Origin of the sequence: Sphingomonas sp. NY01, assembly GCF_038809135.1 — a bacterium.
Taxonomy (GTDB): Bacteria; Pseudomonadota; Alphaproteobacteria; order Sphingomonadales; family Sphingomonadaceae; genus Sphingomonas; species Sphingomonas carotinifaciens.
The window spans coordinates 512,348-537,204 of the sequence record NZ_CP101722.1 but is presented as its reverse complement, the minus strand read 5'-3'; the positions used below and the strand labels follow the sequence as shown (position 1 = coordinate 537,204).

32 protein-coding genes and 1 tRNA gene are annotated in these 24,857 nt (G+C 61.2%); 10 read left to right on the top strand and 23 right to left on the bottom strand.

The window, feature by feature from the left end; all coding sequences use genetic code 11:
* Positions 1 to 17: 17 nt before the first annotated feature.
* The 3 genes from NPJ82_RS02760 (at position 18) to NPJ82_RS02750 (ending at position 2,538) form a co-directional block, all read left to right on the top strand.
* Positions 18 to 94, top strand: a tRNA-Arg gene (locus NPJ82_RS02760).
* Positions 95 to 393: 299 nt separating this feature from the next.
* The gene (locus NPJ82_RS02755) at positions 394 to 1,212 is read left to right on the top strand and encodes a DUF3800 domain-containing protein (protein WP_342658282.1); all 819 of its coding nucleotides are present in this window, start codon (positions 394 to 396) and stop codon (positions 1,210 to 1,212) included.
* Positions 1,213 to 1,746: 534 nt separating this feature from the next.
* Positions 1,747 to 2,538, top strand: coding sequence for a DUF3800 domain-containing protein (locus NPJ82_RS02750; RefSeq protein ID WP_342658281.1), 792 nt, complete (start codon positions 1,747 to 1,749; stop codon positions 2,536 to 2,538).
* 121 nt (positions 2,539 to 2,659) lie between these two features.
* Here NPJ82_RS02750 and NPJ82_RS02745 read toward each other — a convergent pair whose 3' ends face one another.
* The 6 genes from NPJ82_RS02745 to NPJ82_RS02720 form a co-directional block, all read right to left on the bottom strand.
* Complete coding sequence (locus NPJ82_RS02745) at positions 2,660 to 3,115, bottom strand: hypothetical protein (RefSeq protein ID WP_342658280.1); 456 nt, start codon at positions 3,113 to 3,115, stop codon at positions 2,660 to 2,662.
* A 127-nt stretch (positions 3,116 to 3,242) separates the two neighbouring features.
* Positions 3,243 to 3,515 carry a hypothetical protein gene (locus NPJ82_RS02740; RefSeq protein WP_342658279.1) on the bottom strand — a complete coding sequence of 91 codons (273 nt, stop codon included), beginning with the start codon at positions 3,513 to 3,515 and terminating at the stop codon, positions 3,243 to 3,245.
* Positions 3,515 to 3,772 (bottom strand): hypothetical protein, encoded by a 258-nt coding sequence (locus NPJ82_RS02735; RefSeq protein ID WP_342658278.1) that lies wholly within the window; start codon positions 3,770 to 3,772, stop codon positions 3,515 to 3,517. Before NPJ82_RS02735 ends, NPJ82_RS02740 begins: the two co-directional genes overlap by 1 nt.
* 1 nt (position 3,773) lies before the next feature.
* On the bottom strand, positions 3,774 to 4,190 hold the full coding sequence (locus tag NPJ82_RS02730) for a hypothetical protein (protein WP_342658277.1): 417 nt from the start codon (positions 4,188 to 4,190) through the stop codon (positions 3,774 to 3,776).
* 3 nt (positions 4,191 to 4,193) lie between these two features.
* On the bottom strand, positions 4,194 to 4,811 hold the full coding sequence (locus NPJ82_RS02725) for a hypothetical protein (RefSeq protein WP_342658276.1): 618 nt from the start codon (positions 4,809 to 4,811) through the stop codon (positions 4,194 to 4,196).
* Between the two features lie 3 nt (positions 4,812 to 4,814).
* The gene (locus NPJ82_RS02720) at positions 4,815 to 5,192 is read right to left on the bottom strand and encodes a hypothetical protein (protein WP_342658275.1); all 378 of its coding nucleotides are present in this window, start codon (positions 5,190 to 5,192) and stop codon (positions 4,815 to 4,817) included.
* Between the two features lie 40 nt (positions 5,193 to 5,232).
* Here NPJ82_RS02720 and NPJ82_RS02715 point away from each other — a divergent pair, with 40 nt between their 5' ends.
* From NPJ82_RS02715 to NPJ82_RS02695, 5 genes are all read left to right on the top strand, one after another.
* The gene (locus NPJ82_RS02715; protein ID WP_342658274.1) at positions 5,233 to 5,583 is read left to right on the top strand and encodes a helix-turn-helix transcriptional regulator; all 351 of its coding nucleotides are present in this window, start codon (positions 5,233 to 5,235) and stop codon (positions 5,581 to 5,583) included.
* Positions 5,584 to 5,683: 100 nt separating this feature from the next.
* The gene (locus NPJ82_RS02710) at positions 5,684 to 6,808 is read left to right on the top strand and encodes a plasmid recombination protein (RefSeq protein ID WP_342658273.1); all 1,125 of its coding nucleotides are present in this window, start codon (positions 5,684 to 5,686) and stop codon (positions 6,806 to 6,808) included.
* A gap of 198 nt (positions 6,809 to 7,006) precedes the next feature.
* Positions 7,007 to 8,587: a reverse transcriptase domain-containing protein gene (locus NPJ82_RS02705; protein WP_342658272.1), complete on the top strand. Its 1,581-nt coding sequence runs from the start codon at positions 7,007 to 7,009 to the stop codon at positions 8,585 to 8,587.
* 40 nt (positions 8,588 to 8,627) lie between these two features.
* On the top strand, positions 8,628 to 10,238 hold the full coding sequence (locus tag NPJ82_RS02700) for a hypothetical protein (protein WP_342658271.1): 1,611 nt from the start codon (positions 8,628 to 8,630) through the stop codon (positions 10,236 to 10,238).
* 722 nt (positions 10,239 to 10,960) lie between these two features.
* Positions 10,961 to 11,209 carry a hypothetical protein gene (locus NPJ82_RS02695; RefSeq protein WP_342658270.1) on the top strand — a complete coding sequence of 83 codons (249 nt, stop codon included), beginning with the start codon at positions 10,961 to 10,963 and terminating at the stop codon, positions 11,207 to 11,209.
* A gap of 22 nt (positions 11,210 to 11,231) precedes the next feature.
* On the opposite strand, the gene NPJ82_RS02690 is transcribed toward NPJ82_RS02695, so the two are convergent.
* From NPJ82_RS02690 to NPJ82_RS02665, 6 genes are read right to left on the bottom strand one after another with little or no spacing between them, the layout of a single operon-like run.
* The gene (locus NPJ82_RS02690; RefSeq protein ID WP_342658269.1) at positions 11,232 to 13,820 is read right to left on the bottom strand and encodes a hypothetical protein; all 2,589 of its coding nucleotides are present in this window, start codon (positions 13,818 to 13,820) and stop codon (positions 11,232 to 11,234) included.
* The gene (locus NPJ82_RS02685) at positions 13,817 to 15,793 is read right to left on the bottom strand and encodes a hypothetical protein (RefSeq protein ID WP_342658268.1); all 1,977 of its coding nucleotides are present in this window, start codon (positions 15,791 to 15,793) and stop codon (positions 13,817 to 13,819) included. Before NPJ82_RS02685 ends, NPJ82_RS02690 begins: the two co-directional genes overlap by 4 nt.
* 2 nt (positions 15,794 to 15,795) lie before the next feature.
* Positions 15,796 to 16,080, bottom strand: coding sequence for a hypothetical protein (locus tag NPJ82_RS02680; protein WP_342658267.1), 285 nt, complete (start codon positions 16,078 to 16,080; stop codon positions 15,796 to 15,798).
* 11 nt (positions 16,081 to 16,091) lie between these two features.
* Positions 16,092 to 16,799, bottom strand: coding sequence for a hypothetical protein (locus NPJ82_RS02675; RefSeq protein ID WP_342658266.1), 708 nt, complete (start codon positions 16,797 to 16,799; stop codon positions 16,092 to 16,094).
* On the bottom strand, positions 16,799 to 17,020 hold the full coding sequence (locus tag NPJ82_RS02670; protein ID WP_342658265.1) for a hypothetical protein: 222 nt from the start codon (positions 17,018 to 17,020) through the stop codon (positions 16,799 to 16,801). The genes NPJ82_RS02675 and NPJ82_RS02670 overlap by 1 nt, the downstream gene beginning before the upstream one ends.
* Positions 17,017 to 17,160: a hypothetical protein gene (locus NPJ82_RS02665; protein WP_342658264.1), complete on the bottom strand. Its 144-nt coding sequence runs from the start codon at positions 17,158 to 17,160 to the stop codon at positions 17,017 to 17,019. The genes NPJ82_RS02670 and NPJ82_RS02665 overlap by 4 nt, the downstream gene beginning before the upstream one ends.
* Before the next feature lie 110 nt (positions 17,161 to 17,270).
* Between NPJ82_RS02665 and NPJ82_RS02660 the strand changes: the two genes are divergently transcribed.
* Complete coding sequence (locus NPJ82_RS02660) at positions 17,271 to 17,840, top strand: hypothetical protein (RefSeq protein WP_342658263.1); 570 nt, start codon at positions 17,271 to 17,273, stop codon at positions 17,838 to 17,840.
* A gap of 194 nt (positions 17,841 to 18,034) precedes the next feature.
* Here the strand turns inward: NPJ82_RS02660 and NPJ82_RS02655 are convergent, their stop codons facing one another.
* Genes NPJ82_RS02655 through NPJ82_RS02645 form a run of 3 tightly spaced genes read right to left on the bottom strand, consistent with a single transcriptional unit; the run spans position 18,035 to position 18,976 of the window.
* Positions 18,035 to 18,268, bottom strand: a complete 234-nt coding sequence (locus NPJ82_RS02655) for a hypothetical protein (protein ID WP_342658262.1) — start codon at positions 18,266 to 18,268, stop codon at positions 18,035 to 18,037.
* Positions 18,265 to 18,492 carry a hypothetical protein gene (locus tag NPJ82_RS02650; RefSeq protein ID WP_342658261.1) on the bottom strand — a complete coding sequence of 76 codons (228 nt, stop codon included), beginning with the start codon at positions 18,490 to 18,492 and terminating at the stop codon, positions 18,265 to 18,267. The genes NPJ82_RS02655 and NPJ82_RS02650 overlap by 4 nt, the downstream gene beginning before the upstream one ends.
* Positions 18,493 to 18,544: 52 nt before the next feature.
* Complete coding sequence (locus tag NPJ82_RS02645; RefSeq protein ID WP_342658260.1) at positions 18,545 to 18,976, bottom strand: DUF5681 domain-containing protein; 432 nt, start codon at positions 18,974 to 18,976, stop codon at positions 18,545 to 18,547.
* Between the two features lie 92 nt (positions 18,977 to 19,068).
* On the opposite strand from NPJ82_RS02645, the gene NPJ82_RS02640 reads away from it, so the two are divergent.
* Positions 19,069 to 19,461 (top strand): hypothetical protein, encoded by a 393-nt coding sequence (locus NPJ82_RS02640; RefSeq protein WP_342658259.1) that lies wholly within the window; start codon positions 19,069 to 19,071, stop codon positions 19,459 to 19,461.
* A 464-nt stretch (positions 19,462 to 19,925) separates the two neighbouring features.
* Here NPJ82_RS02640 and NPJ82_RS02635 read toward each other — a convergent pair whose 3' ends face one another.
* The 8 genes from NPJ82_RS02635 to NPJ82_RS02600 all read right to left on the bottom strand — a co-directional run bounded on the left by NPJ82_RS02635 (position 19,926) and on the right by NPJ82_RS02600 (position 24,817).
* Positions 19,926 to 20,378, bottom strand: coding sequence for a hypothetical protein (locus NPJ82_RS02635; RefSeq protein WP_342658258.1), 453 nt, complete (start codon positions 20,376 to 20,378; stop codon positions 19,926 to 19,928).
* On the bottom strand, positions 20,371 to 21,825 hold the full coding sequence (locus NPJ82_RS02630; protein WP_342658257.1) for a DUF3987 domain-containing protein: 1,455 nt from the start codon (positions 21,823 to 21,825) through the stop codon (positions 20,371 to 20,373). Before NPJ82_RS02630 ends, NPJ82_RS02635 begins: the two co-directional genes overlap by 8 nt.
* A gap of 113 nt (positions 21,826 to 21,938) precedes the next feature.
* Positions 21,939 to 22,925, bottom strand: coding sequence for a CHC2 zinc finger domain-containing protein (locus NPJ82_RS02625; RefSeq protein WP_342658256.1), 987 nt, complete (start codon positions 22,923 to 22,925; stop codon positions 21,939 to 21,941).
* Positions 22,922 to 23,398, bottom strand: a complete 477-nt coding sequence (locus NPJ82_RS02620; protein WP_342658255.1) for a hypothetical protein — start codon at positions 23,396 to 23,398, stop codon at positions 22,922 to 22,924. The genes NPJ82_RS02625 and NPJ82_RS02620 overlap by 4 nt, the downstream gene beginning before the upstream one ends.
* Entirely contained in the window at positions 23,395 to 23,622 is a 228-nt protein-coding gene (locus NPJ82_RS02615) for a hypothetical protein (protein ID WP_342658254.1), read from the bottom strand. The genes NPJ82_RS02620 and NPJ82_RS02615 overlap by 4 nt, the downstream gene beginning before the upstream one ends.
* The gene (locus tag NPJ82_RS02610) at positions 23,619 to 23,900 is read right to left on the bottom strand and encodes a hypothetical protein (RefSeq protein WP_342658253.1); all 282 of its coding nucleotides are present in this window, start codon (positions 23,898 to 23,900) and stop codon (positions 23,619 to 23,621) included. The genes NPJ82_RS02615 and NPJ82_RS02610 overlap by 4 nt, the downstream gene beginning before the upstream one ends.
* Positions 23,893 to 24,432, bottom strand: coding sequence for a hypothetical protein (locus tag NPJ82_RS02605; RefSeq protein ID WP_342658252.1), 540 nt, complete (start codon positions 24,430 to 24,432; stop codon positions 23,893 to 23,895). The genes NPJ82_RS02610 and NPJ82_RS02605 overlap by 8 nt, the downstream gene beginning before the upstream one ends.
* Before the next feature lie 199 nt (positions 24,433 to 24,631).
* Positions 24,632 to 24,817 (bottom strand): hypothetical protein, encoded by a 186-nt coding sequence (locus NPJ82_RS02600; RefSeq protein ID WP_342658251.1) that lies wholly within the window; start codon positions 24,815 to 24,817, stop codon positions 24,632 to 24,634.
* Positions 24,818 to 24,857: the final 40 nt, after the last annotated feature.

The following is a 24,857-nucleotide window of genomic DNA, read 5'->3' as shown; positions in this document are numbered from 1 at the left end:
TAAGCGCGCGCTTCCAGGCACCCGTAGCTCAGCTGGATAGAGCGCTGCCCTCCGAAGGCAGAGGTCACAGGTTCGAATCCTGTCGGGTGCGCCAGCTTTCTTCTCTCAAACCCGCAGAATTGCTAGGCTTTTTGATGATGCTGGCGTAGGCGTTCCCACACTAGAACCCACACCTCCTTTTGGCTTCGACCGGATTGGCCACAAACCGCAGCTTCAGCTTCGAAGGTGTTGCGCCCCGCCACCCCACACGCGTCCTGTTCGCGCTCGTATCAACAGGCCATCACCCATTCGACTGATACCTCCCTATGAATATGGGACGCCGCGCACTAAGGTCGAAGAGGTCTAATGGCGCTCAACCTATTGCGTACGTTAGCTGCTTGAGCGCTGGGGGGTATGCGGGAGTTCAATTTCTACATCGATGACTCAGGAACGCGTCATCCAGATCGAAAGCCAATGTCAAACGGGTTCGGCGGCGATTGGTTCGCGCTTGGCGGGATCGTTGTAGCTGCCGAGGCGGAGAACGAAGCTCGATCCAAGCACGCAGAGTTCTGTGGCCGATGGGGAATCGATTATCCACTGCACTCGGTGAAGATCCGCCATCGGAGCGAGCCGTTCACTTGGATCGGTAACCTCCCATCCATCGAACGCGGCCGCTTCTACGCTGAACTCGACAAATTGCTTATCGAAATCCCTGTGGTGGTTCTCGCCTGCGTTGTTGATCGCCCAGGATATAATGCTCGGTACGCGGCGCGTTATGGCCAGGACCGCTGGTCAATATGCAAGACAGCCTTTCCTATTATTGCGGAGCGAGCAGTCAAATTTGCTATGCTTCACGACGCCAGAGTGAGGTTATTTGTTGAGCGCTCTGACAAAAAGACTGACGCCCTACTAAGGGCTCATTATGATGAACTCCGCGAAACCGGCATGCCTTTTCAAGGGGGCGGAGATGCCAAGTACAGTCCGTTGACCGGCGACATAATGAAGAAGCGGCTTTATGATCTACGCTTCAAGTCAAAAAGTTCACCAATGATCCAATTGGCGGATTTGATGCTATACCCTTTATGCAAGGCATCGTACGAGCAGAATTATCGACCGATGCAGTTGCTGCGTGAAAATGGCAAGCTCATCGAAGCGCACATCCCTCACGAGTTTGTAGCTACAGTCGGCACGAAATATAGCTGCTTTGACCGCGGGCAAGCGAAAGACAAATAGGGCCGCACGTTTCCATGCGGCCCTATGGCAGCCTCCTACGGAGACCTCGTGGGCTAGGCCCACTGGCTAAATGCGGATCCAAGCCAGAAATGTCAAATGTGGGCTTGACAAAGCAGGTTACCGCGAATCCAGCTGCTATGCATAATTGGCCAAAAAGGGGCCAGCAGGCGTTGATCCCGCAGAAGCGATGCCAAACACCAAAAAATATTTTTTGCGCCTCAGAGGCCCTCTAGCCGTCAATAAGCGGCTAAAATGATCACGAGTTCACACATCAAACCTCGTCATTGAGTGTGGCCATATCGACACAAGCTGCATCTAACTAGTGACGAAAAAGCTACTTAACGCCTTTTAGGCACACGTCCTTGGGGTCACGATGCTCGTGAGCTACAAAGGGTAGATCCCGCGCGCCACCGGCTTGTGTGATTGCCAAAATTGAGAGCGATGTCCCGATCGTGATTCTGAGGGAGGGTAAAGGCGGTTGACTCAAAGGCTGATGCAGTCGCTGATATATGTATGACTCGACCACAGTATAGCATGTTCATTGACGACACAGGAGACGTCACGAACAGCACGACTAATTCGCCACAAAATCGCTATGCTAGCATCAGCGGCGTGATTATTGATCGAGCATATTTGCAAGCCACGTTCGAGCCGAGCTTCCAGAAGATTGTGCGCAGGCACTTCGGTGAGAAGGAAGACGGCAGCCCGGTTGTTCTGCACCGGCGACAAATGATTTCACCTCCAAAGGAGGGACCATTCGCATGCTTACGCGACGACACAAAGCGAGGAGCTTGGGACGCGGCATGCCTCGATATGATGACCCGTGCACACTACACTGTGATTACTGTATGCCTCGACAAGGTCGCCTTCTATTATCATCACCCAAAGGCGGCGCTTGACGTCTACGAAACTCTTATCCAAAACGCTGTGGAACGTTACTTCTACTTCTTACGGGCGAACGGATCCGGAGATGTGGTAGTCGAGGCACAGAACTCGGGTACGGATAAAGCGATCAAGGACCGGTTTCGCCACGTGATGGAGACCGGCACTGAACACATCAACGCTGGCAAGCTGCAATCGGTGTTCACTTCTAAAGAAATCAACATTGAGCCAAAGAAAGCAGGATATGCAGGGCTTCAGTTTGCCGACCTTATAGCGAGGCCAGCTTTTGCTCATTGCCGCGCGGCATATGTCAATGATACCAGCGATTTAACTGCCTTCGCCCGGCAGATCGCCCCGATACTCGAAAACTATAAGTTTTATCGAAGTCAGGAGGGAAAGGTCGACGGCTACGGTAGGGTCTGGAGACCACCCCTTAAACGCTAAACGGCCCCTGGTTCAGGGGCCGTCCAAGCATGCTGGCTTGTGCCTCCGGTCGTACCGGATTGCGTGTTACGTGATTCGTACGCCACCGCTTGTCAAGCCGTTGCCTGCCGCATTCCCGCTATCAAGATACAAACATCGCCTCAACGATCGCCTGCATCAGCACCGCCCGCGGCACTGGCACCCCAACGGACACATAGCCGGGATTCTGCGCCGACCGCGTCCCGTAGAACCCGATCCACCGGCGCCCATGCTGCCGCCAAGCGCGCTGTAACGGCACCACCGGCAGCAACAGGCACATGCCGGCGGGGACGAACGCATAGGCAATGAAGTCCGCAGCCAGCGGCTTTTGGATCCAGCCTGGGACACGGCGCTGCTCGTCGGACCAGCGCTCCAGCAGCACGTCGGGCCAGTCGTGCATACGGACCTTCTCGTCCACCGTGTAGGTCCGCCCGCAGGACAGCGTCAGCAGCCGATCGATGCCGCCGCGCTGTGCCCATCCATCCTCCCGCACCGCGACGGCAGAGGCGAGGGTAGGGAACGCCCGCTTATACAGCGGCTCCCACCAGTCCGCGTCCACGAACCGCTCCGACAGTGTGAGGCTGTCCTTGAAGCGGTGGACACGCGGAGAGCCCGCCGCTCGACGATCGCGAACGGCGGGCTGGTGCTTGATCGGCCGGGAACGTGCCGGCTGAACCGGTAACGGGTTAATGGTGCGCTTCCTCCTGTTCTGCGTCGTGGCTGTCCTCGTCGTCATCCAGCAGCGGCTCCGCATCGGGATCGCCGTCGATCTCGTCCATACGGTCGATCATCCGGTGGGTGAGCCGCGACAGCTCGGCACGGGACAATGAGGGGATGGCGGCAAGGATCGCGTGCGGAGACGCCAGCCGGTCCATCCGGTGCCATGCCCGACGGCGTGATCGGCGCCACGGCATCGCCTTCGTTGCGGCCGGCGGCGGGATGATGGCGGTGTGGCCCATCAGCATGGCTCCCCGTTCTGGCGGCGCTCGATGGTGATCCGTACCGCCTCGGCGCGATCTGGATGCCCGACGATCTGCGCCATGAGCGGCGTCAGCTCGTCCGCCGGGCAGTCCTGCACGACCAGCCACAGCTTGCGACCGGATGCCAGGGCATAGCCGCCGCCGATCTGGACGAGGTTGTGCAGCCAGGCGGTGGGGCAGAAGGGTGGAGCGGGTTTATCGGTTTTGACCGGATCGTTGGTAAAAACGCTTGCCATGTCAGCGTCCCTCCCGCTGCTGGCCGATGCTGGTCAGGCGACGCGCTTCGGCGAGTTCGCTACGCGTCAACTCGACGGTGCCCTCAACGGCGGTCGTCAGGACCGGGACACAGTTGCCCACGGCAACCTTGATGGTCTCGAAAATGCGACGGCGTTCCCAATCCGTCATGTCGGTGAATGCGTCGAAGCGATCCACCAGGGTCGTCGCGCAGTTCAGGATGCCCACGACATCGCCGAGCGATTGCGGCACCTCAGCCAGCACAGCGCCTTCCAGATGTTCGATCCGGCGGGACCAGTGCTGGTGGTGATCCTGCGCGCAAGGTGCAGGGGGGCTTTGCCTGTCCAGACGCTCACCAGCATCAAGGCTGTGCTGGATCTCGACCATCATCTGGCGAATGGGGGAAGCGATAGCGACCATGGATCAGCCCTCCTTGTTCGCGAGGCGAGCAGCATCGGTCAGGATCTGCTCAAGCCGGGGGATGCCATCTTCCATCTCCTTTTCGATCATGAAGGAGATTTTGGCGTGCAGGTCCGCCGCCGTTGCGCACGGGAAGATGGCGACCTGTTCTTGCGCCTCCGCTACGGCGTCGCACAGCGCGTTGACGCGTGCATTGTGCTCATCAATGCCGGTCTGCCGGCGGATGCGGTCTAGCGCTTCCTCGCGCTCCAGATGAGCGGCCAGGAGGGCACGGTGGACTGCCCGGTCATCGTGATGGGCGACGAACTTGTTGTAATGCCGCGCCGCCTTGATGGCGTCAGGATTGCTGGTCCGCCAGTAATTGCCGCGGTCGGACGGAATGGTGACGTGCGGCACCTGAGTGCACAGCGCGTGAAACCGCTTGCTTGCGGGGGCGCATACGCCTTCGTCATAGCGCTGGCATTCCGAGTCGGCATCGGCAACCGCTTGCATCAGGCGGGTCAGTTCCGGGCTGACATCGTCAGCGGCATTGGCGGTGGTCGCCACAGCAGGCACAGCGAGCGCAACAGCAGCGAGGCCGGCACCTCCGAAGATGGCGCGGCGGGTGGTTTCGGTCGCCATGGATCAGCCCTCCTGACCGGCGGCGGCGATTATCGCGTCGATCGCGGCGGTGACAGTGACGGAGCGGCAGAAGGCATGGAACGCCTCGCCCTCGCCGGTGTGGTCCATGTGCAGCAGCGCGGCGTGCCCATAGGCCGAGCGGATCGCTTCCAGGCATTCCACGCGGAAGCCAACGAAGGACCAGAATTCCTCGCGGTCATAGCCGTAGCGGGTGCGGTTCCACTGACCGGCCGGCGGCTGGGTCGCCATGCTGGCTAGGATCGCGCGGGCGCGGCAATCGGTGGTCCAGCAGGGCGCAGTGTCGTTCGCGGGCTGGGGAACGGTGATGCAGTCCGCGGTCTGGACGGCAGGCGCAAGGATGCTATGTGCGGCAGTAGCCATTGTCGATCTCCTCGATAGATCGGTTGTGGTCAGGCCGGGCATGAAGGGTGCAACCTCCATGCTCGGCTGTTTGACTGATACCTTTAGTAACACCCGAATTGATTGTTCGCAAGCGTTCGCTGGCATTCTTTTCTGTCGCCGCTATGTTGGTGCCGTGAAGGTCACCGTCGAACAATGCCGTGCGGGTCGTGCACTCCTAAACTGGTCGGCGGCTCAGCTGGCATCCGCGGCCGAACTGAGCGTGATCACAGTTAAGCGGTTTGAGGGCGGTCAGAATATCGCTTCACCGTCGCTGGCGAAGATTGCGGAGACGCTGACCGCTGCCGGGGTTATATTGATTGAAGACGGGGCGGCGTCACCGTCAGGACGCACTGGCGTACGTCTCGCCTGATCTTCTCAAATTTATTTTCCGTTCTCCTGATCTGTTCGAACAACCTCGCAATCTAATTCCCTACTAGGCTAGGGATTTGGGCTTATTCGCTAGCGTTCAGATGCCTCAGGCCGGTCGCTTGTCAGACGCGTCCTCTGTTGAAACCTCAGCGACGATCGTCGACAATTCGACCGTGGAGGGTCGAACCGTGAAGATGTATTCAACGCTGAGCTGGGATGAGAAATTCATCAAGACGTGGGCGCAGATGCGTGTCGTCGAAAACCACAACGGCCGCGCCACACCAGCTAAGCATGTGGTCGAGGGGGCCGCTCCGCCCGAGTACCTACATGGTACACCTGCGATCGTCGCCAACGCTCGGCAACGGTTGGTCGATCATGGCATCGATCCGGATGAGCGGCGAGCCAACGGGGTGATCGCGCGCGAAGTCATTCTGTCAGCCAGTCGCGAGTTCTTCGCCGCCGGATCGGTAGCTGATCAAGAAATGCGGATTGCCAAGTGGAAGGCCGCTCAGGTTCCGTTTTTGAAGGAGCATCTTGGTGAACATCGGCTCGTCTCGGTGGTAATGCACACCGACGAGTACACTCCGCATATCCACGCAATCGTCCTGGCCTTGAAGCATTTCCCGGAACGCCAGCGCGGCCATGAATGGCGACTTGCCGGCGAGGTTCTCGGCGCAACGGGCAAGTGGGCCCAGGATCATACAGCCTATGCGCGCGCCATGGCGCCGTTTGGGCTGTCACGCGGCAAGGATAAGAGCGACAACAAGCACAAGCCCTACCAGGACCATATTGCGGAGCTGGAGGCCGAGAGGAACGGCTACCTTGTCGCCCAGCAAGAGATCGCATCGCAGCAGGCCGCCATCGATCAGGCGATGGTTCACCTAGCCGCAGGATGGGCGCGATTGGTGGAAGCAAACCAAAAGGTTAGCGAGGAGAAGCGCGAGGCGGATTCTGCCCGCGCCGCCGCTCTCGCCCTCGTTCAAGAAGCTGCTTGCACACAGCAGGCCGCAGACGCGCGCGAGCAGCGCCTGCTCTTGCAATTTGAGCTTCTTCGGGACCAGCAAGCGAGGGCGGACGAGCGGGAAGCGGCGCTGGATCGCCGAGAGCGAGCGCTGAACCCACGTACCGGCGATGCAGCAATGAGCCAGTTGGCAACACCCCGTATGGACGCACAGATCAATTCACTACTGCACCGCTCCAGAACGGATTTTGGAACAGTCAGTTGATTGCTTCGGTCGCTATTATTGTCGTGACAGCAGCCGCCACCTCTCGCTAGACCTAAGCGAAGGCAGCTGCTAGGCCGCCTTCCAACGGGGTCTCCCTTCGCATACGGGCTGTGCAACTGCGGCCTAAGAGCGAATGTCTAGACACATCGAACGTGCCATCCTTTACTGGGTGACTGGCGTGATTGGAAGGGAGACCTCGTGTCGTCGGTTGCGCGCATCTTCGGCAAGCACTTCCCCCTCCCCATCCCCCCAGAACTTGCAGACGAAGCCAAGCTGCTCGCGCATCTCGGTCTCGGCGCCAAGGAGCTGAAGAGAATCTGGTGGTATCGTGGGCGAATGTACGCGCGGTTCGACATCGCCAAGGGCAGTGGGAAGGTCCGGCAGATTACGGCTCCCGACAAGCGACTGAAGATCCTCCAAAGCAAGCTCGCGCCGCTACTCGACCAACTCTACCGGGTGCGTAATCCCGTCCACGGCTTCGTGCCGAACCGCTCGGTTAAGACCAATGCCGAGACTCATGGGCGGCGCCGGTTCGTTGTCAATCTGGATCTGAAGGACTTTTTCCCCACGATCACAGAGAACCGCATAAAGGGCTTGCTCGGCGCGCTGGGCGTCGACGACCGGGTTGCTGAGATCATCGCACGCCTGTGCTGCGTCAACAACCATCTGCCGCAAGGTGCACCGACCAGCCCGGTTCTGTCCAACATGATTTGCTTTCGGCTCGATACAGAGTTGCTCCGCACAGCAAAGGCCGCGCGCTCGATCTATACGCGCTATGCCGACGATATTACCTTCTCGAGCTATCAGCCCCCCGCGCCGCTCTTCGAGGGCGCCCTGCCCGCAGCTGGGCGTTTCTCGCCCGATACACTCGCGCCGACACTGCGCAATGTCTTCGCGAGCAACGGCTTTGTCGTAAACCCGGACAAGACCCATTATGCCGATCGCAACTCCCGGCGGATTGTAACTGGGGTCAAGATCAACGCCGGCCTCAATGTCGACCGGCGCTATGTCCGGCGCATCCGCGCCCTGCTTCACTCGGTAGAGACCCTCGGGCTCGACGATGCGCAGCAGAAATATACCGATGCGGGCGGCAAGGGCCTCATCGCCGAGCATTTGCGTGGCAAAATCGCCTACATCACCCACCTGAAAGGCCTGACTGACCCGGTCGTGCGATCATTGGCAATGCGCTTCAACAAGAGCTACGCCGCGCGGCCAATTAAACTCGCGCCGACAGTCGAGGAGCAGCGCGATCGGGCAGTGTGGATCGTCGAGCATTCAGCCAATGGCGGCGAGCAGGGCACGGCCTTCTTTCTCAAAGGGATCGGCCTAGTCACGGCCGCCCATTGCGTCGAGGGGGTCAGCGATTTCACGGTCTATCACCCGTCCAAGCCGTCGAACCACTTCAAGGTGACAGTCTCCAAACAGTGTACCCATCGCGATCTCGCCCTGCTCGGCCATGCGATCCCGACGACCGACTATTTCGAACTTGATGCCGCCGCGCTGCCAGTTGCCGTCGGCGCGTCTGTGACGGCCTTCGGCTATCCGGGTTTTGGCCCAGGCGACAAGATGAACGTCCGCGCTGGCTCGGTCACCTCGCTGCCGATGAAGAGGGGCGTCCAGATGGTCGAGGTTAGCCAGGAACTAGCGCAAGGCATGTCGGGTGGACCGATCGTGGACGCCTATGACCGCGTCGTCGGCATCGTTCACAAAGGTGGCCCCGACGAGGCTCGTCAGCTCGCAATCGCGATCGGTGTAGTGCAAGTATGGGCAGCGGAATGATGACGCCACTGCGGTTGGTCTCAATCCGCGTGCGCGCGGCATGAGAATTCTGTCGCGCCCCCAGGTGCCGCTGGAGGATGACGAGATCTGCCTCGTCAAAGGCCTGCTTAGGCATCGCAAGCTACTGAAGATGAACCAGCAACGCGTTATTGCCTATTTCTCGTTTCCCCACCGCACCGTCCATCATAACGTCATTTCCGCGATCGCACGCAACGCGGCGGGGACGAGCGACGCTGACTATCCGCCGGCTGACCTCGCCGCGTGCCACAGTTTTCTGAAGGCTTGGAACGGCGAATGGGGTCAGCATCGCTGGGCGTCCATGATGTCCAATCCCTCTGGCCTTCAGAGGGATGAGCTTGCCTTTGGCTACCGCTTCCACCCCGTCGGCCAGGGCCTGTTCTGCTCAGGGCATCTTACGCGACCGGGGCAGCCGGCGTTCCGGTGGGTCTATGACTGTGGCACCGATGGGGGTTCGCGCAGCCCAGCTCGCGCCAAGCATGTCCGTGACGAGATCGACCGGCTGAGGATCGACATCGAGACCGACCGGCTCGACTTGGTCACCCTCTCGCATTTCGACGAGGATCATCTGAGTGGGATGCTTGACCTGCTGGCGACCTTCCGTGTCGGTACGCTGCTGCTCCCCCATCTAACACCGTGGGAGCGTCTGATCGTTGCCCTATCTGAGGAGGCCGCCGTCGGATCCGACCTCCTCGAATTCCTCATGGCGCCAACAGCCTTCCTGCTGGCACGCGCGGAGGGACGCATCGATCAGATCTTGCTGGTGCCGGCGAGCGGAGATGACGGCGAGGCGCTGCCGCCCGCAATCCCCCCCGATGCGCCGATGCGGGGCGAAGAACCAGGGGGCTTGCCGCATATACTCATCAAGGATCATGTACCGGACGGCGAGGACCAAGCCGATGGTCTCGCGGCGGACGAGGGGCTGGCCGATCCGCGGATCAGCGTCTTGCATCGCGGCGGCTACATCCTTGTTGCCCACGCCTGGGAGTTCGTGCCCTACAATGATTGCCGGCTCGAAACGCTTGCGACCACATCCTTCAAGGATGCCGCCCGCCCGCTGGCTCACGAGCTTACGCACGCCGCAGAAGAGGAAGATCGGAAGACGGCACTGGAAAAGTTAACCGAGCTCTACGACGAGACGTTCAAATCCTCCGGGTCGAAGGAAATTTCGCCGCGTCGGCGGAATGAAATCTCGCTTTTCCTCTATGCGGGGCCGATCGGCCAAGTCGAACTACGCAGTGCTACGGTTACGATCCCGCGGCATCGCATGGGGCCAAGCGCCGGTGAGGTTCCGCGCTACTGGCTTCACACCGACCGGTTCGGCCAGATGCTAACCGGAGACGGCTTTCTCCATACTGCTAAACAGGTCGGCGATTTTGAGCGCTTCTACCACGTCGGTGATCGGATGATGCGCGGGGCTATTTTTCAGGTCATGCACCACGGTTCGGCAGCCAATTGGAAGACAGGCGTCGCCGGGCTGGTGGAGCCGGTCGCGAGCCTCTTCTGTTCGGATCCTTTAGGCAGGCACAGCCATCCGAGCGGTGCGGTCCTAGCGGACTTTGCCAGCTATCATCCGGTTCAGGTCGACGGTGAGCATGGCTGGCGGTTGGTAGGCTCGTACCGCTTTCTCTAGACCACAAACTCGCACCGGGAAGGCAAAGATGTTGTAAATTGCTCGCAGCTTCCCCGCATGCCGAAACCCTCATGATCGCGCTGTCCGGATAGGTCGTGAACACGCCGGCGCGGAGACCATGCGGCTCACGCGCAGGCGGCTAGGTTAATGCCGGTGGCCGATTTGGGCGCAAGCGGCCGTTCGCTTCTATTCTGAAACGATCACGCCTGGTCGAAAGCAGCCGCGCCGGTCGGCTGCGGCAAATGGCAGCCATCGCGTTCAAATCCGTAAAAACGGCTAGGCCGGCATCCACTAATCCTAGACATTCAGGCGAGCTACCCAGCCGCCTTATATGAAACTATGACCTGAGAATTGGGCAATTCAAGGGCATCATCCCCGCGCGGGCGTGATCATATCGACCCGCAACGTGGCATCACTCGTTGAGAAGCTCGCCACTTGAAGATGGCGTGAGGATCGTGACGCTGTTCGAAAACACGTCCCGAACATCGCCGTGGTGAAGGCAGATGCCCCCGTCGTGCCATATTGCATTTTGACGATGGGCGAGGTGATCATAGCCGAGAGCAAGAGGGGGAACAGAGATGATTGGGGGTCGAGCGTTCGCAGTTTTCGCGCTAATAGCATGCGCAGGAGGGTGCAGTGAGGCGCCGTCGGCGACTTCAAGCGAGGATCAGCGCTATACGTCAGCTAGCGAAACATCGTCTGACGACGCAAGCGAGACAGGCGTGAGCGAAGATGAGGCTCATGACCGTGCCATCGATGCGCTCGCCTCTCAATCGTTTGAGGATGTAGCCGACGCCAGCATGTGCACCGAAGACTGCGAAGGGCACGACGCAGGATTCGAATGGGCAAAGGAGAACGGCTACACGGATGCGGCATCTTGCAGCGGGGAAAGCACGTCCTTTGTCGAAGGTTGCCAAGCGTACGCCTCGGCTTTCGCTGAGAAGGTCGAGGAGGAGCAAAGTGGCTCGTAAAGTGCGGTTAGACTGCCTCTGATCACCTACGCTGCTCCTGCGGCTTTGGCGTCATGCTTATGCTGGTGGGCACCAAGCTGCCGCTAGTACCGCTATCCACGAACTGCCGCACGAACGCTTGCGCCTGCTGGTCAATACGGCGAGCGCCAGCGCGGGTGCCGTCATACTTCAGGATACCATCAAGCGTCCGACGGGTAGCAGCTATCTCCTTACCCTTGCCCAAGGCATTACCCGCCGCGTGAGCGGCAATCGTGGCGATAGGGTTGCCGTGCGTCAGAATACCAATTCCGGCACCAGCAAACCGAAGAGTCCCAGCCTTCAGGTAATTGATGATCTTGGTCGCCGTGCCACTCGGGTTGACGGTGCCGCTGATCGGAATGGTCGCGTTGCCGACGATGCGGCGCAGCTTCATAAGCCCGTTGAAGTCCTCGCGATCCAGCAGGATGCGCAGCTTATCCACGCCGAATTTATCGATCGCACTGTTCAGTTTGGCGCCGCTCACCACGTCGCCAAGCTGCCCACCGCCGTAGTTGACGTTGCGCGAAATGGCGCTGTCGAACACATCGGCGATGGCTTGGTGTTGGATCGCTGCCCATGCCTGATTGGAGGTGGGCGTGTTGCTGCCCATCAGCAGCGCGCGGACCTTGCGCAGGTTCGTGATGCCGTCCTTGCCGGCGCCGATCACCTGACCGATCGCGCGCTCGGGTAGCAGTACGTCGGTTTCCGTGCCCTTCTTAACCGCGATCAGGTTTTCAACGATGTCCTTGGCTTTGAAGGTCTGGCGCTGCTGGCGATGCGCTGCGCGTGCTGCCTCGTACCGCTGGCCGATCGCGCCTTCACCGCCAGTCGCCCGCTCAAGGGCTTCCTCCAACGCATCATCGATCGCCGGCTTGATCGCCTGCGACGCCCGCGACGGATCGCTGAGATACAGGCGGTTGATGGCCTGCCGCAGATCCTCTGCATTTGCGGCGGTAAGCTGCGTCGGCTTCCCACGGAATGAGACGGTGGAGCCGTCATCCAACGCCACGCGGGTTATACCGACCTCGTTGGTGGGCTCAGGCTTGCCGATCAGGCCATACCGCGCGAGCTGCTGCTCGATCGACTTCTTGACGCCAGCCGGCACCAGCTCATCCAACAGCACGTCGGTAGCGGCGTTGCGGATACCTTCGCCGTTGAGCGTCAGGCTCTCGCCGCCCGCTTCCTCGGCAAGTCGGTACAGCCGGCTGACACCCTGCTGCCCGCTATCACGCAGCGCACGCACCGCCTCCTTGACCTGCGCGCCTCGATCGGCCGCATTGCCCGCGTCAGGACCAAACCCTTCACGGAACCGAGCAACGGCGCCCTGGATCGCTTCCTGCTGCTGGCGGAAGAACTGGCGGGCCTCTTCGCCCTCGCGCGTCGCCGATACCCGGAGCGAATTTTCGTCGTTCTGGATCTCGAAATCCTGCTCCGACTGCCCCCGCGTCAACCGGATGCCTTCGCTCTGCGCTTCGTCGTAACGCTGGCGCGGCGTGGTGGGCACCGCAAGATCATCGGTCGGCAGGCGCTCGGTGATGCCCTCGACCAGCGCCTCGTTGCGTGCTGCGAGATTTGGCACAGCGGCAGGCGCCGCAGGCTCAAGTGCGATGTTGTCTAGCGCAGCGATCTGCTCTGGCGTTTCCTGCGGCCGATTACGGACCGCTTCACGCGCGGCTTGACGCTCGGCAGGCAGGCGCCGATCGCCAGCAGTGCGGGCGCGGGCGTAGCTGTTCAGGACATCCTCTTCACGGGCGCCGGCACGCAGAGCCATGTCATAGGCTTCTGGCGTCAGGCGCCCGTCCTGTCCAACGGCGATCGAGGCTGGCACGCGGGTAGCGAAGGCACGTGATGCGGCCAGAGCGCCCGCAGCGCCGCCAGCAAGGCCGCCAGCGACAGCGCCAGCCGTTCCCGCCACGTCGTTGCCAACATCGGCACCAGCGCCCCCAGCCAAGCCAGACACAAGATCCACGGCAGGGTTTGCCGCAACCGTGCGACCGACATATCCGGTCATGCCAGCCGCACCTCCAGCAAGCGCTCCCAGCCCCGCGCCAGCAAGGCCAGCAGCCCCGCCGCGCCCCGCCGCGCTCAACAGCTTCTCGGTGTCGGTGACAGCCTCCGGTGCGCCCGTCAGATCACGCAGCGTCTGCCCCAGATCGGTTGACAGGTTGGAACCGGTAAGCGCGTTGATGCCGGCATTTAGCGGATTGCCGACGATACCCAGAATGTCGCCAACACCAGCCGCCAGATCACCGACACCGCGGTACAGAGCCTGTCCAACCGTCTCACCAGCGGGCGAGGCTTGCGGTGTCTCGTTAACCGTGTTGACCCCGAACGCACGCCCCTGACGGGCTGCGGCGAGCGCTTCGTCCAGACCTGTAACCGTGGTGGGGTCGATGCCCTGCGATGTCAGGAACTGATCAATCTCGGCGCGCGGACGATTGCTCCCGATCAGCGTCTGCAACTGCTGCCGGATAGCCGGCGCATCCATGCGTTCGGCGGGCTGAAGCTGCGCATCGACGGGCAGTTCTTCGAACCCTTCAGGAATCGGATCGATCTGCGCATCAGCGGGAAGTTCAGAAAAGCCCTGCATCACCGAGCCACCAACCGCTTACCATTCGGAAGCTGATATACAGGCTTCCCCTTGTAGGTCCCGACGAGCTGGCCACCTGCCGGCGCCGGCTGTCGGGTGTCTGACTGCGCACCTCCGGGCTTACCAGCATCCCTAATGCCATTACGCAGACGTCTAATTTGCCCGTCTAATGCGACTACACGGTTATGCCCGTCGATCTTCATCTGCCGTATTGCAGCATGAAGCTGGGGCAGCGTCATTGCGTTGTTCAGGATTTCCATGGCTTCATGGCGCGCACTGTCGGATGTGATAGCACCACCGGTCGCGCCAGACGCCAGCTTGGCGTATTCATTGGCGGCCGTATTCACGGCTACATTGAATGCGGACACAGCCGGGTCGCCTTTCACGTTCTTGCGGCCGCTCTGGATCCAGCGGTTGAACACCGGCACGCCGCCAGCAACCCCGGTCGGGGCGAGCTTCAGAACCTGATCGACGTTGCGCTGGAAGGTATCTTCGAACCCAACGATGCTGGTATATTGCTTCTGGGCTTGCAACAGGGCCGAGCGAGCCGCCTTAACGTCCGCTTGCGCGAGGTTGCTATCTCCGCCGGTAAGGCCGCGACCCGATTGGATCGCGGCTGCTTTACGCAAAATGGCCTGTCGCCACGCTGCTGCCTCCTTGCCGGAACCCAATGCTGGCAGATCACCACCGGCCGCAATCTTCTCCGCATAGAAGTCGACGGTAGCTTGATCGACCGGGTTGCTGGTGCCCGGCTTTGATGTGAACACAACCTTGGGGCCGGTGTTCGGGCGTTCGTTCGGCAGCTTTCCACGACCCGACCCACCATTGGCCGGCAGCCCCTCAACCATCGTTGCGATTGTGTTCTGGCCGCGCGAACGGTTCCGAGCAACCTGCGCTGCCGCTGCTTGAATACCCGCCTGCCGCGTAGGAAATTTTCGGTAAGCGCCAGTTTTTGGGTCTCGAATATTACCGGGATTGTTGTTGCGGTCGGCTAATGAGCCTGGGCCGCCTTCTGACAACGTCAATGCTTCCGCGATCTGCACATTTGACATGCCAGGAGGGAAAGGCGTTGTGGCCGATATTCCCAGTTTGCCGGCCATGCCCGCTATCTTGCTATCGACAGCGCGATCGTCATTGTCACCGCCGTTACGCTTGCGCGGTGTCCATCCGCCAACAGTTCGCCCGGACGTTGCGGGGCCACCTCCACCAGTAGCCCCGGCACCGCCAGACGCTTGACCACCTCCTTTCGCCACTTCGACAAGAGACTCGGAGCCGTCCCCGTTCTGGACCTTGATGTAGTCGACGCCTTCGGGGTCACGGTAATCGATGACGAACTCGCCGGTAGCGTCGTCGTAATGGCCTATCGAGCGGCCCACGACCTGACCGCGGCGTTCACCCGTCGCACCATACTCGCCAAGATTGCGGCCAGCGGTATCGGGGTTTGCGGACGCTACAATGGCGTATGCGGCACCCTTCGCCGCCTTGATCTGCTCGGGGTTACCGCTGTCGATCATCCGGATAAGCTCGAGATCTTCCGGATCTGGTGGGTTGCCGCTGGCTTTGTCCGCGTCGATCGAACGCTGCACGATGGCTTTCGCAAGGTCAGGACGATTATTGGCCAGCGCCTGATTGATCTGCGCCGCCGCACTGACCACCTGCCGGCGCTGCTGTTCGCCAAGCTGCTCGGCCGCAGTGGCGATACCCTTCATCATCGGGTAGCGGGCTGCCAGACGTGCGTATTGCTCAGGTGTGGCGTTCTCGCCTAGCGCCTTGATGTCGGCCCTGAACGCCTCTTGCTCGGCCAATTCAGCCTGCTGCTGACGGAGCGCGATAGGAGCCTGCTGCGCAAAAAGCTGCTGGCGCTGGCTCTCGCCGATCTGACGCTGCTGCTCGCCGCGAATGGCAAGCGCATTCATCCGCAGTTGGTCGTAGCTGGGAAGCTGGCCTAGCGCACCGATGTAGCCATCAAGCTCCATAATCAATGCTCCGTTGGCAATGGTGCAACTTCGGCACCGAATAAAACAGCCAAGACGACCCAGCCTTGGCGACTGCGTAACAGGTTAGGTGCTGACACGTCGAAGTTCGCGAGCATGCGGCGAGCCTCTTCAAAAGAAAGGCCGGAATTTTCTACGACGTACAAAGTTGCAGCGTCACTGACAGCGCGGTCATGTGCAAACACTTCTGCCACGCTGGCAAAGGCGCCGCGAGAGATCCCCCCAAAAAGTGCCATCACGGGTGGGCTGACATGATAGTGGGGCAGCACATAATTTTGCCTCAGAAGATGCTTGAGTTCGACTGGATTACCGACCGTGCAGCTCCATTCGTGGCCAAGGTGCCGCCTTTGGTGATTCCGTTGATGCCGGGTGCGATAAAGCCCAAGACGTTGCCGATCGTGTCGTCCAGGAAGCTGCCGGCGCTTTGCCAACTTTGCGCATTGATGCGCCCACGCGCCAGTGAGTTGTTCGCCCGCGCCTGTCCGATGCTGCCGACGAGTGAGGTAACGTTGTCCGCGTTGTTCGCGCCAAAACCTGCCACAGAACCGGTAGCACCCAGCCCCATGCCCGCGACCCCGCCAAGGTTGCCAAGGATCTGCTGATAGACGGTGGAAAGGGTGTCAGCGCCGAAGTCGGCAAGGCCCCGCTGTGTATTGCCACCACGAAGCCCGCCGGTCGCAGCCGCATTTTGCAATAGAGCCTCTTCGCCATTGCGGTACAGGCTCTCGTACAGGGGATCGGACTTGATGCGCGCCGTCAGGCCGCTCGGGTCATCGCGGTAGCCGGTGACGAGCTGGGAAAGCTGATCGATCGCGGCGTTGCCGGCCTGCGTGTAGGGCAGATAGTCAGAACGGGTCTGCTGGTACTGCTGGTTCTGGATGTCGATGCCGCGGTTGTAGGCGTCGACCATCTGCTGGGTCGCTTTCGAAGCCGCCTTTTTTTGGCTGCCGGCGCCGAAAAGATTTCCGACGAAAGAAAATAGGCCCATCAGTGCACCACGGGGGAGTATGAGAAACCCATGGCGTCGGCGATGATGTGCCACCCGACCGGGCTATCTAGTAGCGGGACGATGTAGGTCGGGAGATTAGCAAAACGATCACGCACAACGGCATGGTCCATGTCGGATGCCGCGCTCACTCGACGGACAAGAGCATGCGCGCAACCAATCGTCGCGAACAGACGATCTGCCTTGCATTCGATGCCAGTCATGCGGCGATCTCGCGCCGAACCGCCGATCGGAAGAATTCCGACAGTGACATGCCTTGCCGGTTCGCCTTCTCTTCCGCGAGACGAAGAAGAGCGCCATTGACCCTAAATTTGGCTTGGCTGTCGTGAACCTGCGCGGGCATGTAGCGTCTCCTGAAGATCAGGGTTCACTTGTAGCCCGAAGGTGGGGCAGGTATCAGGCGGTCTATTGGGGTCTTATACCCAATGAACGCAAATGCGTTGGAGGCTGTTGATGGATCAGGAGGATCGCCAACCATTTGGCTACACCCCCGTTCGAAAAGACGAAGATGCTGGCGGCTTTGGCAGTGAGCATAAGCGAGCAATCGATCGCATGATGTCGGACCGTGGCGGGATAGTTAACAGCTTTGCGCAGGTCGAATATCTCCTAGCCGATACGGTCGTCAGATGCGCTGATCTTGCCGCATACGATAAGGCAGACACAACTCTGCCCTATCGCCTTGACCAGCGGGTTGCGCGGTTCGCTGCCCTTCTGCCGCTACCCGGCCCCTTAAATGATCAGCGCGATAGCTTTGAGCGAGTGGTATCGGACTTTCGCGAGGCCGAGGAGCGTCGCCAGTTTCTCGTCCATGGATTCGCCTCGTTTCATTTCACACGAAGCGGAGATATGGCAATGCGCTTCGATCGCTTCATGCCCACTCGAGATGAACCTGCGAGGCGCCGATCGATGTGGTTCCGACCCCAAACCTTGTCCGACATTCGAACTATGACATCCGAACGCACATCATTCGCCTTGGCCGAATTTATCGCGCTTCATACCCGTATGGGATGGGTGGGCGATTAGCTGGCATCTTCAGCTAGGCGCAACGCCGGGAACAAACGTCACGACAAGTAGCTGCTCGTTGAGCTTCAGTGGCGGCTCAACGATAGGATCAGGCTCCCCAGCTTTCTTGAGGAGCACTCGGACAGCCGGGGCAAGATCTAGGGTTGATGCTTCCAAGCGGCCCACGCGGCGATGCATGTTCATAGTTGGTCTCCTTACAGGTCTTCATCTCCCGGCAGCCAACAGGCGAGAAGCCGCTGGCTAACCGGGTTTTGGGCGGTCTCGATGGCATGGCGGTATGCGGCGACCGAAATCGCGCTCGGGGAGGCGCAGCCGCATTGATGATGTGCGGCAGCGTACCGCTCGATTGCGAAGCCGCGATCTTCGGCGCCCATCATCTTGTTTCCGGTCGATGCCTCCAGACGGGTCAATCGTTGATTTAGCATCATGCCGCGATCTCCCTCGAAATTAACCACGCCCGCGTTTCAGGGGCTAAGATCGCTAGGTCGACCGCGGGAAGGGCCTGAACCCGCGTCCACTCGGTATCGGCAATGGCATGCTGCTCAGGCGTAAGATCTTCGCCGAGCCATGCGCGGATGTAGAGCGGCACTTGGTCGCCGGCAGCGACCTGCTCCAGGCGACCTATCCTGTTGGCCATGGCTGCCTGTCTCATGCTGCACGATCCTGAAGGGAGGCCCGCATCAATCTCGCTTCTAATGACGGCATCAGTTCTTCTCCTCCAGCGCCGCGATGCGCCGTTCCAAGTCGCCCATCTCGACGATATTCTTATGTGCGGTCAGCAGGGTCATCACGCGGCCGGCTTCCTCCGGTGTCACTTCGCCGGAGCCAACTGCGGCAAGCACTGCTGCGGATGCGCCGACCACGTCGGCGGCGTTCGCTATCTCCGGGAGCTCAATCCGTACTGGCGAGTCCTTCCGGGGCGGGACCAGGCGCTCGAGACAGAGCCGCAGCGCCACAATGTCGCCCTCCAGTGCCTTGTCGATCGCCGTGCGCGTCAACTTCTCCGCTTCGCCGTTCAACAGCGCTTCCGCAGCCATGGTGGCGCGGCTGCGAGTGCCTTTCGGCTTACCAGGATTGCCGGGCTTAAATCGAGTGTCGGCCCCCGATTTTGCGGGCTGATTGCGGGATGTGGTCATGCTTGATTGGTCCTGCGCTGAGTGGCCACGCGATCGCTGGACTTCCAGACGGCAGCCGGATGATAGGGGTTTGCAAAGGGGAGAGATTCGAGATGATTGGAACTGTGCTGGTCGCACTCGCGACAATTCAGAACATCAACCCGACGCCAACTCAGCCGACCACCTATGAAACACTCATGGCCAGCCGCGTCCCGGTCACGACCGAGGACATCACGGATCGACCCTATCGAGTCGTCAAACACGTGAAACGCAATGTTCGGAAAGCAACGCTCCTGAGTGGCAACCCATCCCGGACAAAGTTGGAAAATGAACTTTGGGAGCGTGGCCGTGCAGCCGAGGCGGACGCAGTGGTGAACGCCCGCTACATTGACGACGGGGTCTGGGCTCGGGCGCAGGGCGCTAGTTTCGTTGAAGGTGATGCAGTCAAGTTCCTGACCAGCGAAGAAGTGCAAGCGCTTCGTGGGCTGACGCCATCCACAAAATAGGGTGGCGTCGTTAGCCGTGCGCGGAGCATGCCACGCGGCCCTATTGTCGCTATCGTCACTATTGTCAGAGGGGGATGCCGTCGCGATCGACCCCTCAGCCACCGCCGCCATCGGCCATTCCCAAGATAGATAGATAGATGACTTTTTTAGCCTACGCCGCGCGAGGGCTGGGTAGGTCAGTGCGACCGCAGGAGCCCGTGACAATAGCGACAATAGGGACAATAGCGTCGGCCACGTGGCGACGAACGACGGCATTACCGTTCGCAAATCCCTTTCTGGGGGAATACGATGGCCTATGTTTACCGGTGCTCGGATATACCTGTTCACGACGTTCGTGGTCGCGGCGGTCGCTGTGGCGCTTGGCCAGATCGGGTATGCGATCGGCTTAACCGCAGTGGCGCTATACGCGTATCCTAAGATCAAGAAGCGCGACGAACGAAACCCGTAGGTCAATGAGCTGAGCATCACCGGCCGAACTCCCACAGCATGACGGGGGTGATCGTCGGGTGAGTGCCGTGCCCCATGCCGCTCCTGTTGAATGCTGCGCGCCGGTCGCCGTCCGCCACGATCGCGCACCGGCCGTCTAGGACGACGATCGCGCGGCCACGCAGCCACACCGCCAGACCAGAGAACTCCCAATCGTCTCGGGGGCTGATCCCGAACAAGTCGCTAGCGGACCACCCCAAGGCGATTGCCTTGGCTGCCCATCCGCTGCGAGCGATAGCCAGCGCGTCCCGGACGATCTCGCGCCAGTTCTCTGGCTGCTCAACCCTCCTCGGCGCAGGCATGAACTCTAGCGTTCGCAACGACGCGGCAAGATCGGCCGGCAGGTCGAAGCTCTCCACTGGCGCAGGAAGCACGCCACCTTGTTCGTGCCGCTGGGCGACTGCCGCCGCTACATCGCGCCAGCTACCCATTGGCGACCCCGTGCACTGCGGGGTTGACCAGGAAGTCCTTGCGGGCTTTCCCAGGCATGTCCCCCTGCCGCCCCGGTGCCGACCGCAGCCATCCCGCCTCCACCAGCAAATCAGTCGCGCCCTCGACGTCGGCAGCCACCTTGAGGGTCGCTATCCCGCTGTTCCGCTGGATGTCGCGTGCGTTGATCCGCTGCGCGCCCTGCTTCTGGATGTAGCGGGCGAGAGCGGCGGCGTTCCGTTCCACTTCCGGCAATGCGGCATCGCCAAAGACGCGCAATGCAGATGGCTTGGCATAGTCGTCGACGAACCCGAGGACGGACACGAGCGTCGCTACACTGATCGTCGTAGGCTCCCGGCCCCCATTCGCCGCCCAGGTCATCAATTCGACGATCAGTGCGAGGCGCAGCACCATGCCGCGGAGCTTGCCCACGAAGCCCTTGTAGAGCGACGATGCCTCACGAACGGCGGCATCATTGTCTCGGACCCACGCTTCGAACACATCCGCCGCATCGTCCGCCAGCAGCAGAACCCTCGCGTCTATCCGTCCGTCATCGTGCCGCGGAGCGTCGAGTTGCTGAAGCCGCCGGTATATGCGCTCAAGCTGATCCGTGTCGGCGATCTGCCGGGGACGCTCGTACAGGATCGGATCGGGCCAGACCCACAGGAAGCGCGGGACCAGACCGTCGTCAGCGGTCTTCAACAGGCACTCTCGCAGCTTCTCCGGCTGGATGCCCCCAAGGACGGTGACGCCGTTGAACGGGACGAACAGAGGACCTGCCTTGTTGCTCTTGCGGTCGATGACGTGCGGCCGACCACCGTACGCTTCTAACCAGAATTCTCGGCCGCCAGGCGAATACCGATCGAAGCTCATCAGCCAGGCGGCCAGCTCGTCACGCAGGTGAAGCGTGCCGTTCGGATTGCCCGCCAGGATCTCACCGAGCGCTTCTGGTGTGGCGTCCTGCACAACCAGGCGCGGGCGCTGCGGCTCATCCGGCTCGATGGCGGCAGTCGGCATCGACGGGGTGGCGACGCCTTCCTTGGTGGCCGTTTTCACCTGTGTCTGCCATTCGGTGCGCTCGGCTTTCGCTCGCTCGCTCTCGGTTTGCCAGCCGATCAGCCGCGCCTTGTGCTGCTCCGCCAATTCCGTTTCCATGCCCCGGAGGGGCCCGGTCGCGGCGTCGATCGCTGGCGACTTGTTGGACGATGGATCGCCAACCGGAGCCACCCACAACACGCACGGCTCCTGCCACTGTGGCGTGGTGACGTAGGGCTGCACGCGACGCTTGGCCCCGACCAGCGATGCCACGACGCCAAGGACGCCCACCGCGACATAATCGACAGGCGCACCGGCACCGGCTGCCAGATCGCGGATCAGCGGCCATAGCGACCCGAAGATGTCCGTCGGCATGACAGGCGGTGTGGTGCGGCCGCCGGTCAGGATGGTCATATCTGGATTGGGCCATGGACTGGAGCCATGGGACCGAACCGATTGGTCATCCTCCAACGGCAGAGGGGAGAAGGGGCGAGCGTCCTGATACGCCGCCTGGAAAGCTGCGGCGTTCATGGGCGCACCCCCATCAATTCAGCGTTGAAGTCCTTGTATGGGGGATTCGGCCGCATGATCCGCGTAGCCAGGCCGAGCGCAGTGAACGCCGCCGCCGCCTTCGCTGCCGCCACGTCACCAGCCTGATCACCATCAGCGCCAATCACGATCGCGCGGGTCACGTCCGCGAAAGTCATCTGGGGCATCATGGACGTGCCGGCGGCGACCCACACCGAGCGGCCAAGCGCCTGCGCGAGCGTCAGACCGTCTTCCAGCCCTTCGGTGACCAGCATGCTGGCGGCGGGCGGACCGAGCTGAATAGAGCCCCCGACCACGTTGCCCAGGCTATACTTCACCTTCGGCTTAGGATCGGTCGCGGTCGGAACGGTCGCAGCCTTGCGCCCATCCTCCGTCAGATAGGTGCGCTGCAATCCGACCAGGGCGCCAGCCGGATCGGTGACGATGGCAATCAGCGTAGGTAGAGGCGCCGAGCCATTGGCCGCAAGCAAGCCATTGCCGTCAATCTTGGGCGGCGCCAGACGAGCGAACCGCAAGGTGTGCGGCAGGTCCATGGTGATCCCGCGCCACCGTAGATACGCCTCGGCTGGCGTACCGGCGACCGGCACCGAACCATTGACGATTCGCTGTGCCACGGGGCGCATGTCCGTCTTTGGCTTGGCTGGAGCCCGCTGCTGCTCCAGCTCACGCAGCGCGCCGCCGTCCAGCATCTCGATCGCGCCAGGCAGCTTCACACGGTAAGCCTGCTGCACGAAGTCGAGCACATCGCCCGACCAGCCGCAGCCGAAGCAATGCGCCCGGCGATCATCCGCATAGATCGTGAAGGACGGCGAGCGGTCGGGGTGGAACGGGCAGCATGCTTTCCACTCGCGGCCCGCGCGCTGGAGCTTTACGCCCGCCTTCGAAGCGACGCCGGACAGTGGGAAGCGGTCCCGGATGCCCGATACGATGCGCGACAGATCGTCGCTGTTCATGCGGCCCGTCATGCGTATCGCTCCACGATCGGCAGGCCATGCTCAACCGACAGACGATTGGCGTAGTCCGATGCCTTGTACGACTTGCGGAAGAACACCCCGACACCGCCACCGCCGTGGGGTGCCTTCAACCCCACGACATAGCCCTGCAGGACGGGAAAGACGCAGACGGCCCAACCGTCGGTTTCCGGACCCATGCCGCGTAAGTCGACCAGCGCAGCCGTTGCAGGGATGCGATATAAGCGACGTTCGTCCGGGGTGAGGTGCAGCTTCGGCCCACACTTCCCCTTGGGAACCGGTTGCGCCCGGTACCACGCGTCGAGGCTGTCCAGGCCCGTCGTGCGATCCTGGGCGCTGACGCCCAGTATCTCATCAAGGGTGGGGCGCCTCTGGTCACGGGTTCGCTGAAGCGCGACTGCCGCGATGGCGCGACGCTGCACTTCTTGGGGCTGACGATCAGCCATGCTGATGACGATCGCGCTCATAGGTCCACCACCATGATGTTGAGCCCGGTGCGACGGGCCATGCGGCGGATGAACTCATCCCGTGCCCGGCGATAGGCGGGCAGGTACTTGCGGCCCTTCCGCCCATAGGGGACCTTCGGCTGCCAGTCCGCCTCGAGCTTGCCCGATGCGAAGGAGAAGGTGACCGAGTAGCCGTCACCGATCGGCATGCGCTCGCTGCGCATGTTGATGTTGGTCCCGGTCATGCCTGCGCCTCCTGCGGGTCCAGGGCTGTGGCGCACCAGACAGCCGCATAAGCGCCGCTGCGATTCTGCCGGCGCCGCCCGGTGTCACGGATCGCACCCTTGCGGAGCAATTCGCTGAATCTGGGTTGAAGGCTGTACCGCGGATAGCCGGCCAGTTCGCACACCTCATCGACCGTGAGGCCATTCGGATTGTCGAAAAGCGTCTTCAGGACAATCGAGCGGTAAAAGCCGCTGACTGGCGCAAGACGTGCGTATGCGGCTGCGGACGTGTCAAACATTGTCGGCCCCTCCACGCTTGTTGAGGCCCTTGAGGAACTCTTCTGCTGCTTGGGCGGCCCGCTCTGCCTTTTCCTCCTCGTCGTCGGTTCGCATCGTGCTGTCGTCCACGATGGTCCAACCGCGACCCGCAGCCAGTCCAGCTGCGAACATTTGAGCGTCGCAGCGGGCTTGGAACCAGCGCTCCTGCACGTCTGGGTTATCCGCCCCGGGTACATCGACGTCCCAGCCGTCACCGGGGGCATCATGGATCCAGATGTAAGGCGAAGCGGCAGGAGCGCGTTCGATCTCCGCTTGCTGCAGTTCGGTGAAGGCGGCCTTCTCTGCCTTGTACTGACGCAGCGCCATCGCTGCCGTCGACAAGAGGGCCACATAGCGCGACCGATCGAAATGGGCGCGCAGATCTACGATGACATTGGTAATTTCGTGAAAGACGTCGGACCAGACACCTGGGCCAGTCCAATCGGCCGGAAGCTCCTGCTCTACTTGCGCGATGATACGCATCATCTGCGCCTTAGAGTTGACCTTATCCATTGTTCGCCCCCCAGATGAGGGCAGCAACCAGCGGCGCACGAACGGCGTTCAGGCCGAACCGTGCGATCAGGAATTGAAGACGAAGATTAGTGCTGCTATCTTCGCTGGTGCTGCTGTTGATGTGTTTTGTGAGGGCCGGCGTTGGCGCGCCGGCCTTTCGCATTTTACGGCTGCCTGCCGCTGCTGCGATCACGGTTGATCACGCTGCGACCTGGTCGAGCAGCTCACGCTTGAGCTTGCTGATGCTGCGGCCAGTAATCATCGATCGACTATCCAGCTTCACCAGCTCAAGCCGCTTATCGTTCACGAGTTCGTAGAGCTTGGTGCGACCGATGTTGCCAAGATCCGCACGCGCTTGAGAGATCGAGAAGAAGCGTTCGTCCATGTCCGTTGCCTCCTAATGGATGCCGGCGAACGGTTTCGAA

Coding starts and splice junctions, on each gene's coding strand:
- NPJ82_RS02755 (WP_342658282.1), top strand. CDS start 394: ATGCGGGAGTTCAATTTCTACATCGATGACTCAGGAACGCGTCATCCA.
- NPJ82_RS02750 (WP_342658281.1), top strand. CDS start 1,747: ATGTTCATTGACGACACAGGAGACGTCACGAACAGCACGACTAATTCG.
- NPJ82_RS02740 (WP_342658279.1), bottom strand. CDS start 3,515: ATGGGCCACACCGCCATCATCCCGCCGCCGGCCGCAACGAAGGCGATG.
- NPJ82_RS02735 (WP_342658278.1), bottom strand. CDS start 3,772: ATGGCAAGCGTTTTTACCAACGATCCGGTCAAAACCGATAAACCCGCT.
- NPJ82_RS02730 (WP_342658277.1), bottom strand. CDS start 4,190: ATGGTCGCTATCGCTTCCCCCATTCGCCAGATGATGGTCGAGATCCAG.
- NPJ82_RS02725 (WP_342658276.1), bottom strand. CDS start 4,811: ATGGCGACCGAAACCACCCGCCGCGCCATCTTCGGAGGTGCCGGCCTC.
- NPJ82_RS02720 (WP_342658275.1), bottom strand. CDS start 5,192: ATGGCTACTGCCGCACATAGCATCCTTGCGCCTGCCGTCCAGACCGCG.
- NPJ82_RS02715 (WP_342658274.1), top strand. CDS start 5,233: ATGAAGGGTGCAACCTCCATGCTCGGCTGTTTGACTGATACCTTTAGT.
- NPJ82_RS02710 (WP_342658273.1), top strand. CDS start 5,684: ATGCCTCAGGCCGGTCGCTTGTCAGACGCGTCCTCTGTTGAAACCTCA.
- NPJ82_RS02700 (WP_342658271.1), top strand. CDS start 8,628: ATGAGAATTCTGTCGCGCCCCCAGGTGCCGCTGGAGGATGACGAGATC.
- NPJ82_RS02685 (WP_342658268.1), bottom strand. CDS start 15,793: ATGGAGCTTGATGGCTACATCGGTGCGCTAGGCCAGCTTCCCAGCTAC.
- NPJ82_RS02675 (WP_342658266.1), bottom strand. CDS start 16,799: ATGGGCCTATTTTCTTTCGTCGGAAATCTTTTCGGCGCCGGCAGCCAA.
- NPJ82_RS02670 (WP_342658265.1), bottom strand. CDS start 17,020: ATGACTGGCATCGAATGCAAGGCAGATCGTCTGTTCGCGACGATTGGT.
- NPJ82_RS02665 (WP_342658264.1), bottom strand. CDS start 17,160: ATGCCCGCGCAGGTTCACGACAGCCAAGCCAAATTTAGGGTCAATGGC.
- NPJ82_RS02660 (WP_342658263.1), top strand. CDS start 17,271: ATGGATCAGGAGGATCGCCAACCATTTGGCTACACCCCCGTTCGAAAA.
- NPJ82_RS02655 (WP_342658262.1), bottom strand. CDS start 18,268: ATGATGCTAAATCAACGATTGACCCGTCTGGAGGCATCGACCGGAAAC.
- NPJ82_RS02650 (WP_342658261.1), bottom strand. CDS start 18,492: ATGAGACAGGCAGCCATGGCCAACAGGATAGGTCGCCTGGAGCAGGTC.
- NPJ82_RS02645 (WP_342658260.1), bottom strand. CDS start 18,976: ATGACCACATCCCGCAATCAGCCCGCAAAATCGGGGGCCGACACTCGA.
- NPJ82_RS02640 (WP_342658259.1), top strand. CDS start 19,069: ATGATTGGAACTGTGCTGGTCGCACTCGCGACAATTCAGAACATCAAC.
- NPJ82_RS02635 (WP_342658258.1), bottom strand. CDS start 20,378: ATGGGTAGCTGGCGCGATGTAGCGGCGGCAGTCGCCCAGCGGCACGAA.
- NPJ82_RS02630 (WP_342658257.1), bottom strand. CDS start 21,825: ATGACCATCCTGACCGGCGGCCGCACCACACCGCCTGTCATGCCGACG.
- NPJ82_RS02625 (WP_342658256.1), bottom strand. CDS start 22,925: ATGACGGGCCGCATGAACAGCGACGATCTGTCGCGCATCGTATCGGGC.
- NPJ82_RS02620 (WP_342658255.1), bottom strand. CDS start 23,398: ATGAGCGCGATCGTCATCAGCATGGCTGATCGTCAGCCCCAAGAAGTG.
- NPJ82_RS02615 (WP_342658254.1), bottom strand. CDS start 23,622: ATGACCGGGACCAACATCAACATGCGCAGCGAGCGCATGCCGATCGGT.
- NPJ82_RS02610 (WP_342658253.1), bottom strand. CDS start 23,900: ATGTTTGACACGTCCGCAGCCGCATACGCACGTCTTGCGCCAGTCAGC.
- NPJ82_RS02605 (WP_342658252.1), bottom strand. CDS start 24,432: ATGGATAAGGTCAACTCTAAGGCGCAGATGATGCGTATCATCGCGCAA.
- NPJ82_RS02600 (WP_342658251.1), bottom strand. CDS start 24,817: ATGGACGAACGCTTCTTCTCGATCTCTCAAGCGCGTGCGGATCTTGGC.